Origin of the sequence: Ancylobacter moscoviensis (assembly GCF_007559435.1) — a bacterium.
GTDB classification, from domain to species: domain Bacteria; phylum Pseudomonadota; class Alphaproteobacteria; order Rhizobiales; family Xanthobacteraceae; genus Ancylobacter; species Ancylobacter moscoviensis.
Genome location: NZ_VMBP01000004.1, coordinates 199,337 through 212,298 on the forward strand (window position 1 = coordinate 199,337; position 12,962 = coordinate 212,298).

At 67.4% G+C, this 12,962-nt stretch carries 10 protein-coding genes; 5 read left to right on the forward strand and 5 right to left on the reverse strand.

What is annotated here, in order from left to right; genetic code table 11:
- Window positions 1-15: 15 nt before the first annotated feature.
- Window positions 16-1,905, reverse strand: a complete 1,890-nt coding sequence (locus FO470_RS13360; RefSeq protein WP_144343467.1) for a peptidylprolyl isomerase — start codon at window positions 1,903-1,905, stop codon at window positions 16-18.
- 189 nt (window positions 1,906-2,094) lie between these two features.
- On the opposite strand from FO470_RS13360, the gene tpiA reads away from it, so the two are divergent.
- From tpiA to FO470_RS13380, 4 genes are all read left to right on the forward strand, one after another.
- Window positions 2,095-2,850 carry a triose-phosphate isomerase gene (gene tpiA, locus FO470_RS13365; RefSeq protein ID WP_144343468.1) on the forward strand — a complete coding sequence of 252 codons (756 nt, stop codon included), beginning with the start codon at window positions 2,095-2,097 and terminating at the stop codon, window positions 2,848-2,850.
- A gap of 129 nt (window positions 2,851-2,979) precedes the next feature.
- Window positions 2,980-3,363 carry a preprotein translocase subunit SecG gene (gene secG, locus FO470_RS13370; RefSeq protein WP_144343469.1) on the forward strand — a complete coding sequence of 128 codons (384 nt, stop codon included), beginning with the start codon at window positions 2,980-2,982 and terminating at the stop codon, window positions 3,361-3,363.
- Window positions 3,364-3,485: 122 nt separating this feature from the next.
- Window positions 3,486-5,114: a CTP synthase gene (locus tag FO470_RS13375; RefSeq protein WP_144343470.1), complete on the forward strand. Its 1,629-nt coding sequence runs from the start codon at window positions 3,486-3,488 to the stop codon at window positions 5,112-5,114.
- A 234-nt stretch (window positions 5,115-5,348) separates the two neighbouring features.
- A complete protein-coding gene (locus tag FO470_RS13380; protein ID WP_186291954.1) occupies window positions 5,349-6,218 on the forward strand; it encodes a VOC family protein in 870 nt (289 codons plus the stop codon).
- Window positions 6,219-6,300: 82 nt separating this feature from the next.
- Here the strand turns inward: FO470_RS13380 and FO470_RS13385 are convergent, their stop codons facing one another.
- Together FO470_RS13385 and FO470_RS13390 are read right to left on the reverse strand one after the other, a co-directional pair.
- Window positions 6,301-8,946, reverse strand: a complete 2,646-nt coding sequence (locus FO470_RS13385; RefSeq protein ID WP_246659583.1) for a glycosyltransferase — start codon at window positions 8,944-8,946, stop codon at window positions 6,301-6,303.
- Between the two features lie 213 nt (window positions 8,947-9,159).
- A complete protein-coding gene (locus tag FO470_RS13390) occupies window positions 9,160-9,645 on the reverse strand; it encodes a hypothetical protein (protein ID WP_144343471.1) in 486 nt (161 codons plus the stop codon).
- A gap of 217 nt (window positions 9,646-9,862) precedes the next feature.
- On the opposite strand from FO470_RS13390, the gene FO470_RS13395 reads away from it, so the two are divergent.
- The gene (locus FO470_RS13395) at window positions 9,863-11,485 is read left to right on the forward strand and encodes a glycoside hydrolase family 17 protein (protein WP_144343472.1); all 1,623 of its coding nucleotides are present in this window, start codon (window positions 9,863-9,865) and stop codon (window positions 11,483-11,485) included.
- Here FO470_RS13395 and FO470_RS13400 read toward each other — a convergent pair.
- Both FO470_RS13400 and FO470_RS13405 read right to left on the reverse strand, forming a co-directional pair.
- Entirely contained in the window at window positions 11,445-11,825 is a 381-nt protein-coding gene (locus FO470_RS13400; RefSeq protein WP_144343473.1) for a hypothetical protein, read from the reverse strand. The two genes, FO470_RS13395 and FO470_RS13400, sit on opposite strands and share 41 nt — an antisense overlap.
- 59 nt (window positions 11,826-11,884) lie before the next feature.
- Complete coding sequence (locus tag FO470_RS13405) at window positions 11,885-12,823, reverse strand: DMT family transporter (RefSeq protein WP_186291955.1); 939 nt, start codon at window positions 12,821-12,823, stop codon at window positions 11,885-11,887.
- Window positions 12,824-12,962 lie beyond the last annotated feature (139 nt).

Sequence of the window (12,962 nt, forward strand, 5' to 3'; positions counted from 1 at the left end):
GACGCGGTTCCCGGATCAGTTGACCGCGTCGGTGCCGACGATCTGGTCGAGCGCCGCGCGGTTGATGCGGGCGCCGAGCTGGCCCTGCAGATCGACCAGATATTCCGTCATCAGATCGTTTTCGAAGCTCTGGCGTACATCGGCGACGAGCTTGTCGTTCTGCGTGCCGGCGTCGGGCACGGCCACGCGCAGCACCTGGAACAGCAGGCGGCTGTCGCCCCCTTCCGCCAGGGTGCTGCCAACGCTGCCTTCCGGCGTTTCGAACACCGCGTTGAGGATGTCCTGCGGCACGCCGTCGGCGGTGCGGCCGCGGCGCAGGCCGTTGGCGGCGCGCAGCTCGAGGCCGGATTCCGTCACCACCTTGTCGAAGGCTTCGCCGGCGGCGATCCGGGCCTTGATCTCCTCGACCTTCTTGTCGAGCGCCTCGGCGGCCTTGTCCTGCTTCCAGCGGTCCAGCACCTGGGCGCGCGCCTCCTCGAAGGTGCGATCGCGCGGGGCGGTGACGCCCTCGACCTCATACCAGACATAGCCCCCGTTCTGCGGCAGCTGGATCGGGTCGTTCTCCGTTCCGACATCGGCGGCGAAGGCGCCGCGCAGCACGTCCGAGCGGGAGGGAATGGCCGGGATAGAGGCGCCGTCTGGCATCTGTCCCTGGATATTGGTGTCGAAGCTCTGGAGCGGGAGGCTGACCTTGCCGGCGATCTCGCCGAGCTGGGCGCCCCCGGCGCGCTCGTCCTCGATCTGGTCGTACTTGGTGAGCATCAACCGGCGCCCCGCATCGAGCTGGAGCTGCGAGCGGATGTCGTAGGCCACCTCGGCAAGCGGCTTGGTCGTGCCGGGGGTGACGGCGCCGACATGGACGATCACCGGGCCGAATCGGCCGGCGATCACGCCGCTGGTGCCGTTCGGCGCGAGGGAGAATGCCGCGTCCGCGACTGCCTTGTCGAAGATGTCGCCGCGCGTCACATCGCCGAGATCGACGTCCTTCGGGGCCAGCTTGCGTTCGGCCACGATGTCGGCGAAGGGCGTGCCCGCCGTGATACGGTCGGCGGCCGCTTTCGCTTCTTCCTCATTGGGGAAGACGATCTGCTGGACGACCCGCTTCTCGAGCGTGCCATAGGAAGACACGTTCGCGTTGTACGCGGCCTCGACCTCGGCGTCGGTCACGCTTTCAGCCGTGGCGAGCGCCTCGGGGGTGAGCACCAGCACGCCGAGCTTGCGGTATTCCGGCGCGCGGAAAGCCACCTGGCGTTCATCGAAGAACTTGCGCAGCTCCTCCTCCGACGGATCCGCCGGGGCGGGAAGGGCGGTGGGCGACAGGAGCGCGTAATTGACCGAGCGCTCTTCGCTCTCATAGCGGGCTATGGCGTCCTTGAGGACCTTCGGCACTTCGATGCCGCCGCCGAGCGACTGAATGAGCTGCTGGCGCAGCGCGAGCCGGCGTTCGGCGTCGACGAAGCGCGCCTCGGTGAAGCCGTTCGAGCGCAGCAGCTGCGCGAAGTAATTCGGATCGAAGCTGCCGCCCGGGCCGAAGAAGGCCGGGTTGCTCTGCACCCGCCGGGCGATCTCGGCATCGGACAGCGCGAGCCCGAGCGCGTTCGCCTGGTCATTGAGGGCGGCTTCGGCAAGCTGCTCGTTGAGAAGCTGGTCAGGAATGCCGAGCGCGCGGGCCTGGTCCGGCGTGATGCCGCGCTTGATCTGCTGGCTGATTTGCTGCAGCCGCTCTTGATAGAGCTGACGGAATTCCGGGACGGTGATCTCGCTGTCGCCGATGGTCGCCAGCGTCTGGCTGCCGAAGCCGCGGAACACGTCGGCGATTCCCCACACCGCGAAGCTGAGGATAAGGAGGCTCATCAGGATCTTGGCGACAATTCCGGAAGCGCTCTTGCGCAGCGTCTCAAGCATCTAGTTTCTCGTCTGGCGTCATGCGGGCAGAAGGCCCGGCGCGCGAAAGGCGCGCATCATAAGGAGGCGCCCGGTCCGCCGCAACGGCACTCATGCGCCCTTTTGCCCCCCGTACGCGACGCTGTTAAGGCCGTGGCAGTCTGCTATGAGGCCTTTGTGAAGAGTTTGAGACGGAAGGGGTGAGGGCGTATGTCGAAGCGTCGTCCGCTGGTTGCTGGGAACTGGAAGATGCACGGCGTCAAGGCGTCGGTCGCCGAGTTCGGCCGCATCGCCGAGGGATATGACGCCGGGCTGAAGGCGAAGGTGGATCTGCTGATCTGTCCGCCGGCGACGCTGATGTCGACGCTTGCCGTCGTCGCGCTGGGTACCCGCATCGGCATCGGCGGCCAGGATTGCCATGCCAAGCCGAGCGGCGCCTACACCGGCGACATCGCCGCCGAGATGATCGCCGACACCGGCGCCACTGCCGTTATCCTCGGCCATTCCGAGCGCCGCGCCGACCACGGCGAGACCGACGCCATGGCGCGCGCCAAGGTACTGGCCGCCTGGCGCGCCGGGCTGGTCGCGATCCTGTGCGTCGGCGAAACCCATGCCGAGCGCGATGAATTCCGGGCGCTCGATGTAGTGCGCACGCAGCTCGCCGGCTCGTTGCCGGATGGCGCGACCGCCGCCAATGTCGTCATCGCCTATGAACCCGTCTGGGCCATCGGGACCGGCCGGACGCCGACCATTGACGATATCGCCGAGATGCACGGCGTGCTGCGCGAGGAACTCATTGCCCGGTTCGGCGACGAGGGAGCGGGCATGCGGCTGCTCTATGGCGGCTCGGTCAAGCCGGAGAACGCGGGCGAGATTCTGCATGTGCCCAATGTGGATGGCGCGCTGGTCGGGGGCGCGAGCCTGAAGGCGGAGTCTTTCATCGCCATCGCGCGCGCCTATCTATAGGCGGGCAGCTCTCCCGCTATCGGGTGCGGCGCCGGCTGGAAACGGCGGGCGCAATCGTGTAGGAACGCGCCCAAAGATTGCGGTGGGCATGGCTCGCCCGCCGTCGCACGAGCATTTTGAAGGCGTCAGATGCAAACCGTACTCATCGTCATCCATCTCATGGTCGTGCTGGCCCTGATCGGCGTCGTGCTGATCCAGCGTTCGGAAGGGGGCGGCCTCGGCATTGGTGGCGGCGGCGGTGGCGGTGGTTTCTTCAGCGCGCGCGGCACGGCCAACGTGCTGACCCGCGCCACGGCCATTCTGGCGGCGCTGTTCTTCGTCACCAGCCTGTCGCTGACCATTCTCGCCGGCTGGGGCCGTGGGCCGACGACGATCTTCAACGCACCCGCGACCAGCGTTCCGGGTGCTCCAGGCGCTCCCGCCCCCGGCGGCACGGTGCTCGATCAGCTCAAGGGCGCCCAGCCTGCGCCGCCCGCCGCCCCGGCGGCACCGCAGGTTCCGCAGTCGCAGTGATCCCGGCGCGACCCGATTCCACTGGAGAATTCGGGCCGCGTTTCATTTACCCACAGGCGAGAGCGCGTACGGCAAGACGGGCTCTCGTCGAATCGCGTTTTTGCCGATAAGAACCGGATTCCATGGCGCGCTATATTTTCATCACCGGCGGCGTCGTGTCCTCGCTTGGCAAGGGCCTCGCCTCCGCCGCTCTCGGTGCTTTGCTGCAGGCCCGTGGTTACAAGACCCGGCTGCGCAAACTGGACCCCTACCTGAACGTCGATCCGGGCACTATGAGCCCGTATCAGCACGGCGAAGTCTTCGTCACCGACGACGGTGCCGAAACCGACCTCGACCTCGGCCACTACGAACGGTTCACCGGGCGTCCCGCGACCAAGCAGGACAACATCACCACCGGCCGCATCTATCAGGACATCCTCGCCAAGGAGCGGCGCGGTGACTATCTCGGTGCCACCATTCAGGTGATTCCGCACGTCACCAACGCCATCAAGGACTTCGTCCTCACCGGCAACGAGGGGTACGACTTCGTGCTGGTGGAGATCGGCGGCACGGTCGGCGATATCGAGGCGATGCCGTTCCTCGAGGCGATCCGGCAGATCGGCAACGAGCTGCCCCGCAAGCACTGCATCTACATCCACCTGACGCTGCTGCCCTTCATTCCCTCGGCCGGCGAGCTGAAGACCAAGCCGACCCAGCACTCGGTGAAGGAGCTGCGCTCCATCGGCATCGCGCCCGACATCCTGCTCTGCCGCACCGACCGCGAGATTCCGCGCGAGGAACGCCGCAAGCTCGGCCTGTTCTGCAATGTCCGCGAGAGCGCGGTGATCGAGGCGCGCGACGCCGACAACATCTATGCCGTGCCGTCGGCCTATCACGAAGCGGGGCTCGACACGGAAGTGCTGGCCGCCTTCGGCATCGAGCCGGTGCCGGAGCCGGACCTGACGCGCTGGAAGAAGGTCGAGGCAGGCATCCGCAACCCGGAAGGGGCGGTCACGATCGCCATCGTCGGCAAGTACACCGGCATGAAGGACGCCTATAAGTCCCTCATCGAGGCGCTGACCCATGGCGGTCTCGCCAACAATGTGCGGGTCACGCTCGACTGGATCGAGAGCGAGATCTTCGAGCGCGAGGATCCCGCGCCGTTCCTCGAGCATGTGCACGGCATCCTCGTGCCGGGCGGCTTCGGCCAGCGCGGCGCCGAGGGCAAGATCCGGGCGGCGCAGTTCGCCCGCGAGCGGCGCGTGCCCTATCTCGGCATCTGCTTCGGCATGCAGATGGCGGTGATCGAAGCGACGCGGAACCTTGCCGGCGTCACCGGCGCCAACTCGACGGAGTTCGGCCCTACGAGCGAGCCGGTGGTCGGCCTGCTCACCGAATGGCTGCGCGGCAACGATCTCGAGAAGCGCGGCCTCGGCGGCGATCTCGGCGGTACCATGCGCCTCGGTGCCTATCCGGCGGCGCTGGCGGAAGGCAGCCGCGTGGCGGAGATTTATGACAGCACGATCATTTCCGAACGCCATCGCCACCGCTACGAGGTCAACATGGCCTATCGCGACCGGCTGGAGGCATGCGGTATGAAGTTCTCCGGCCTGTCACCGGACGGGCTGCTGCCGGAGATCATCGAGTATCCCGACCACCCTTGGTTCGTGGGCGTGCAGTTTCATCCGGAGCTGAAGTCGCGCCCGTTCGAGCCCCACCCGCTGTTCGCCTCCTTCATCGGCGCGGCGGCGGTGCAGAGCCGGCTGTTCTGAGAAACATGGCGATCGGGCGGAAAGCCCGATCGCGCTGGGCTTTCCGATCGCCCGCTTCGGGCGCATCTGACGCTGCGCCACACCTTCCGGTAAAATCTTCCTTCTGCCGGTGAATCGCCCCATACGGGCAATCGAGGCTGGATTCGCGCGTCCGGCCCGTGCTCTCTTCACATCCAGGTCAATGTGAGCCGGCTGCGCCGATGGGGCAGCGGTAACGGGAAGAGGAGTGAGCTGGTGGCCCGGGGTCTTGATCATGTCGTCCATGTCGTTCGCGATCTCGATGCGGCGGGCGAGCTGTACGATATGCTTGGCTTCACCGTCGGCACGCGCAACCGCCATCCCTGGGGCACGGACAACCGGCTGGTACAGACGCCCGGCTTCTTCGTCGAGCTGCTCGAGATTTCCGAGCCGGACGCGATTCCTCCGCATGGCGAGACGGCCTTTTCCTTCGGCGCCTTCAATCGCGATTTCCTCGCCGATGTAGGGCCGGGCCTTTCCATGCTGGTTCTGGAAGGCAGCGATCCGGCGGCGGACAAGCTCGAATTCGATACGGCCGGTATCGGCGGTTTCGACGTGTTCGACTTCTCGCGGCAGGGCAAGCGGCCGGATGGCTCCGACGTCGAGGTCGCCTTTTCGCTGGCCTTCGCGCGCGACGCGGCCTCGCCGCATGCCGGCTTCTTCACCTGCCTGCAGCGTCGGCCCGAGAATTTCTGGGCGCCCGACCTGCAGCGCCACATGAACGGCACGACCGGCGTCGCCGGTGTGGTGCTGACGGCGGAGGATCCCGCCGCGCATGTCGACTTCCTCTCGGTTTTCGCCGGCACCGCGCCGCGCCGGGCTGTGGAGGGCTGGTACATCGCGAAGACCCCGCGCGGCGATATCGACCTGATGAGCCAGGCTCTGTTCACCGAGCGTTTCGGCATTGCCGCGCCGGCCGGGCCGGGCCTTCGGCTGGCGGCGATCCGCTTCGCGGTGGCCGATATCGAGCGCCTGCGCCGGCGTGTTTCCGCCTCGCGCATGGCGGCAGAGGAGATCGAAGGACTGGTGGTCGTCGGACCGAAATCGGCCCTCGGCGCGACGCTGGCCTTCGAGCCCGCCGCCTGATCCTCAAGACGGGACCCTGAAAAAGCAAAAGGCCCGGAGAGCATCCGGGCCTTTTGTCATTTCGGTCGGTGGGAGAGGCGCCTCAGCTGCGCACCTTCTCCGGGATCGCTTCCGGCTGCACGGAACGGCCGGGCAGCAGGGCCAGGGCACGGGCGCGCAGCGCGGTCCAGGTGGCGAAGGAGTTCAGGTTCGAACCCTCCAGCCAGCCGATGCCAGCCGCCGCCAGGAAGGGCAGGCTCTGGATGGCGAGGGCGAAGGCGAACAGGTCGATCTCCACCACCGCGTGCCAGTTGGTAAGGCGCAGGCCGATGGCCGAGAGCATGAGACCGGCGCCGATCACCGCCTCCGGCAGGGCCGGGAAGGCGCGGGCGGCGTCCGCCAGCCAGCTGCCCTTGGCCGTGCGGGCGAAGGCGAGGTCCTTGTAGCGGAAGCTGTCATAGACCGCCTTGGCCACGGTGAACTGCACCGCCATCGCCGCGAAGGCCGCACCGATCATGCGGACCGGCGTGGTCGCCACGCGCAGCCGGTAGAGGGCGCAGAAGTGCAGGATGTAGATGCCGAAGCAGAACACGATCGGCACGGTGAGGATGCGCTGCGGCACCGCGATGCCGAGGCCGAGCACGAACGGCACCCAGAGCAGCGACAGGATCGCCATCAGCGCGCCCACGCTCTCCGAGCCGAGCCAGCTCACCCAGCCGATGGCGAACTCGCGACGCTGGGCCGAGGTGAGGCGCGTGCCACCATTCGGCAGCATGCGGCGCCAGTGCTTCTTGATGATCTGCATGCCGCCATAGGCCCAGCGGTGGCGCTGCTTCTTGAACGAGGCGAAGTCGTCCGGCAGCAGGCCCCAGCCGTAGCGGGTGTTGGTGTAGTGGCTCTTCCAGCCGCGCTCGACGATCGCCAGGCCGAGATCGGTGTCCTCGCAGATCGTGTCGCTCGACCAGTCCCCCGCTTCCACCATGGCGGCACGGCGCATCAGGCACATGGTGCCGTGCACGACGATGGCGTCATGCTCGTTGCGCTGGACCATGCCGATGTCGAAGAAGCCGGCATATTCGGTGTTCATTGCCTCGTGCAGCAGGCTGCGGTTGGCGTCGCGGTGATCCTGCGGCGCCTGAACGATGCCTACCGTCGGGTCCTCGAAGGTCGGGACGAGGTCGCTCAGCCAGTTGGGATCGACGACATAATCGGCGTCGATGATGCCGATGATCTCGGCGTCCGGCGCGGTCTGGAGCATGGCGGCGCGCAGCGCGCCGGCCTTGAAGCCCGCGACCTTGGGCAGGTTGATGAACTTGAAGCGATCACCCAGCTCGCGGCAATAGGCCTCGATCGGCTCCCAGAAGGCGGGATCCGGGGTGTTGTTGATGATGACCAGGCACTCGAAGTTCGGCCAGTTGAGCCGGGCGACGCCGTCGAGCGTCTGCTTCAGCATCTCCGGCGGCTCCTTGTAGGCCGGGATGTGGATCGAGACCTTCGGCGTGCGGGCCGGCGTCGCCGCCGCATGGTTGCGCAGCAGGCGGCGCGGCGTGCGACCGAAGGCGATGGTGGCCAGCTCTTCCACGCGGTACAGCATGACGATGACCAGCGGCACCAGCAGCACGAGGCTGATGATGAACGTCACCTTGTTGCCGCCCACGACATAGTGGGTCAGCCAGTAGTCCGTCACGGTGGCGATCCACGCGCCGACGAGGCTGGCGGCGCCGGCCATTACGACGGCCTGCGTCATGGTCAGCCGCGCGAAGCGGAAGACCGGCAGCGAGAAGGCGATGCCCAGCAGGAGGGCGATGGCGGCCGTCGCGGTATAGGTCGACGGGGTGATCGGGCCGGTGAGCGGGAACTTGACCGCGCGGTCGGCGTCGAGAACGCCCCAATACTGGCCGACGCTGCCCTCGAAGCTCTTCCACGGAGCGTCGAAGGCCTCGATCAGGTTGTATTCGATGCCAAGCGCGTCGGCGCGGGAAGCGAAGGAACGGATGACCTGGGCCTGTTCCATCTCGCCGGGAACGGCGGCGTCGCGGTTGTAGCCCGCGCTCGGCCAGCCGAATTCGGCGATGACGATGCGCTTGCCCGGATAGGCGGCGCGCAGGCGCTCATAGATGCCGATGGAGCGCTCGACGACCTGATCGGCCGGAACGCCCTCCCAATAGGGCAGGATGTGAGCGGCGATGTAGTCGACCGCCGAGACGAGCTCGGGGTGGTCGAGCCAGACGTCCCACGTCTCGCCGGTGGTCACCGGGACGTTGGTCTGGCTCTTCACCTTGCGGATGATTTCGACGAGTTCTTCCGGCGTCTTCTCGGCGCGCAGGATGGACTCGTTGCCGACCACGATGCCGACCACGTTGGGGTTCTTGCGCGCCGCGTCGAGCGCGTTGGCGATCTCGCGCTCGTTGCGCTTCTCGTCGGTGTCGATCCACGCGCCGACCGTGGTCTTCAGGCCCTTCTCGCCGGCCAGCTTGGCGACGAGTTCCAGATTGCCGGTCGAGGCATAAGTACGTACCGCGCGGGTGTAGGGCGCCACCGCGTCGATGTCGGAGCGGATCTGGGCCTCGGTCGTCGCCTGCCCCTTATCGGGGTTCGCGTCACGCCCGTAAGGCGCAAAGGACATGCTCTGGAAGCGGTCGGGCACGGCGGGCGCCGTTACCTCGTCGCGCAGGGCGAACCAGACAAAGGCGTGTACGCACGTGACGACCGCAACAGCGGCGGCAGCGACACGAACAGCGGGACGCATGAGACCTACCCACGAAAGGGAGTGAGGATACAGGGCGGAATATAGTACAGTTTCAACGCGGTTGCAGCACGATTGGCGCCGCATTGCGGCAAAACGCTGGGCGTCTTCCAAAAGCGCCGGTTCGCAACTGCAAACACGTTAGCACGGATATTTGTTCCGCACTGTGGCAAGCCCATGTCGCACCGGTGTCGGGCGATGGGCCGCCACGCGAAATTATTGTTGCGCGGGAGGAGCCGCGGGAGCGGTTGCCGCAGGGGCCGGCGGCGGCGCGTCGGGGTTGACCCAGCACGCATGCGCACGCTCGGACAGGCGCTCCTGTGCCTTGCTGTCGATGTTGCCCTGCCGCACGAGGCAGCGGAACGCGATCTTCAGGTGCTCGGTCGGGCAACCGAAGCGCTCGTAGAGTTCCATGTGGCGGCGCGCGGTGTCGATATCGTCGCGCCACAGCAACATGGCGATACGCCGCCCGCTCCACACGCATTCCGGCAGGCCGGCATTGCCCGGCAGCTTGGCCGCCTCGGCATATTCCTCGACGGAGCGGCGCAGCGCCTCCTCCTTCGCCTGTTCCTCCGGCGACTTCTGCTCGGCCGGCTTCTGCTCCGGCGCGGCACTCTGGGCGAGGGCGCCGCCGGAAGCGGCAGCCGTCAGGATGAAGCCGCCGAGCAGGGCGGCGGCGAGGGTACGAACGGAGCACAACATGAGGGAAACGTCACACGCGAAAGAGGAAACACCGGACGGGTTCAGACAGTAGGAGAAGCGGTGGAATTTGTCAGCATGACGGCGTTGCCGGAAACTCGTCGGTGCAAAATTCTGCCGCTTTCCGACCGCCTCCTGCCCGCCCCCTCTTGCTCCCGCACCAAAGCGCCGCTACCCGGCAGGGTAAACGTATCAGGTCGATCTTCCGGAGATGTCTCGCATGCGACTGCCCCTCGCGCTTGCCGCCGTGGTCTGTGCGGCGATCGTTGCCGTCTGGGCGTGGCTCGGTCAGCCGGTGCCGGCGCCGTCCTCGCCCCTGACCGCCGGCGAGAAGCTGCCCTGCGTCTCCTATGCGCCGTTCCGGCCCGGTCAGTCGCCCTTCATAGAAGGGCTGGTCATCCCGCCGGAACAGATCGACGACGATTTCGCCCGTCTGTCGAAGATCACCCATTGCGTGCGCACCTATTCCACGGAAATGGGCCTCGACGTGGTGCCGGAGCTCGCCCGCAAGCACGGTCTCACCGTGCTCCAGGGCATCTGGATCGGCCGGGAGGCGGCGAAGAACCGGGTGGAGATCGACGCGGCGGTGAAGGCGGCGCAGGACAATCCGGATGTCATCAAGGCCGTGATCGTCGGCAATGAGGTGCTGCTGCGCGGAGAGCTTTCCGCCATCGATCTCGCCGCCCTCATCAAGGAGGTGCGGGAGAAGGTTCCCGCCGGCGTCGAGGTCACCTATGCCGATGTGTGGGAGTTCTGGGAGCGGAACCGCGACCTCGCCAACTCGGTCGACTTCGTCACCGTCCACATCCTTCCGTTCTGGGAGGACCTGCCGGTCGCTGCCGAGGATTCCGTCGCCCATCTCGGCGCGATCCGCGAGCATGTCGGGCAGATTTTCGCCGGCAAGGAGATCCTGATCGGCGAGACCGGCTGGCCCAGCCAGGGGCGCATGCGCGAAGGCGCTCTGCCGTCGCCCTCGAATCAGGCCTATGTGATCCAGGAACTGCTGGCGCTGGCCAAGGCCAAGAACTACCGGCTCAACGTCATCGAGGCGTTCGACCAGCCGTGGAAGCGCGCCTCCGAAGGCACGGTGGGCGGACATTGGGGCTTCCTCGATGCCTATACGCGCGACTTCAAGTTCGCCTGGGGCGAGGCTGTCTCCGACCACCCGGAGTGGAAGCTGCAGGCGTTCGTCGGCGTGTTGTTCGCCGCGGCGGTGTTCTTTGCGGCTGGTGCGGCGAACCGCCGCGCCGGCGCGCGGCCGCTGGAAGCGCGCGAATGGCTCGGCGTCGCCGGCATTGCCTTCTTCGCCGGCCTGCTCTACGGCCGCCTGCTGGCGACGGTGCCGGTGGAGAGCCTTGGCGTCGGCGGCTGGATCCGCGGCGTCGCGCTGCTGGTGCTGGCGGTGCTGGTGCCACTCGGCTGCGCCATGGCCATCGGCCTGCGCACGCGCCGCATTGCGCTCGCCGTTGCGCTCAACCCTGGTGCGACGCCGGGTGCGACGGTGTTCGAGCGTGTGCTCGCCTTGCTGCTGGCGGCGTCGGTGGTGCTGACGGCGCAGATCGCTCTCGGGCTGGTGTTCGACCCGCGCTACAAGGACTTCCAGTTCGCCGGTCTGACCCCGATCATCGCGGCCTTCGCCTTTTATGCGCTGGTGGCCGGCAGCCGGCGGGAGGACGAGGGGCGCCACGCGGAACTGGTCGCCGCCGGCATTTTCCTCGGCAGCGGGCTCTACGTGGCGATCAACGAGACGCTGGCGAACTGGCAGGCGCTGTGGACGGGCGGCCTGCTGGTCGTGCTGGCCTTCACCCTCTGGCGCCTCGCCACGGTCGGGCGAAGGATATGAGCAGCAGCCCTCCCGCCAGTGCGGCGAGGTTGTTGTTGTACATGACCACGCCGATCGACATCGCCATCAACGCGATGGTGAACATCACCAGCGAGGGGCGGACGAGCTGGATGAGCGAGGCGATTAGCGCGGCGATGCCGAACACGGAATAGCCGAACAGCGTGATGACCAGCGCGCGGGTCTCGCAGGTCGCGGTCTCGACGCCGCGGCAGGCGAGGCCGACCGCCGACTGTTCGACCAGGGCGTAGCGCATATAGATCGCCCAGCCGAGCGCGAGGCCGCCGAGGGCGATGATGACGTTGGCGGCGCGGGCGCCGGGCAGGAAGCTGCGATCGGCCAAGGCGTAAGTCTCCTGAGCTCTTCCGGATACCGCCTGCATCGCATGGCGCGGGCGGTGGATCAACGTGCCGGGCGGCGGGTGGCGAGGATCACGCCGCCGAGGATCAGCACGAAGCCGACGGCGTGATAGAGGTGCAGTTCCTCTCCGAGCAGCAGCACGGCGAGGACCACGCCATAGACCGGCATGAGATAGAGGAAGTTCGCCGTTACCGAGGCGCCCGCCACGCGGACGCAGTACTGGAACAGGCCGAAGGCGAGCACCGAGGGGAAGATCGCGAGGAAGACGATGGCGCCCCACGCCTCGCCCGTCCGCGGCAAGGGCGCCCCGCTCGCCATCTCCCACAGGGCGAAGGGAGCCAGCAGCAGCGTTCCGGCGATGGCGTTTGCGGTGAAGCCGGGCAATGCGTCGAGCTGGGTCAGCGGGCCGGAGCGCAGCATCAGCGAATAGGCGGCCCAGGACACGGCCGCGACGAGGATGCCGAGGTCGCCGGTGTTGAACTCGAGGCCGAGCAGCCGGCCGAGCTCACCGTGCACGGCGATGAGCGCGATGCCGGCGAAGCCCGCCAGCGTGCCGAGCAGCTGTATGGCGGGCAGCTTCCGGCGGGCCAGCACAGCGTCCATGACCACGATCATGATGGTGGAGGTGGTGTAGATCAGCGTCGCGTTGGTCGCGGTGGTGTGCCCCAGCGCGACATAGACATTGCCGCCGCAGATCACCATGCCGAGCAGGCCCAGGATCGACAGGCGCCGCCATTGCCCGAGCAGCAGGTCCCGGCGACGGAGCAGGGCGGGGGCGGCGAACGGCAGCAGGATCGCCACCGCGACCGCCCACCGCCAGAAGGCGAGGGACCAGGGCGGCACGACCCCGGCCACCGCCCGGCCGATGACGAGATTCGTCGCGAAGAACAGCGGCATCGCCATGAGCGCCACCAGCGCCCGCGGCTCGATGGAGCGGGAGGCGGCGGGTGTTTCGGGAGAAGCCGGCGTGGGATCGGTCATGCCCCATCCTGATACACACTTCCCCATGCGCCGTCGCCGGGGCTTTCGTGGGGAACGGCGAAGGCGCGCCGCCCGTCTTCCGCCGATGCGCGAGGCAGGCTAGATACCGCCCACCGTCCGGGCAGATGCCCGATCCCAG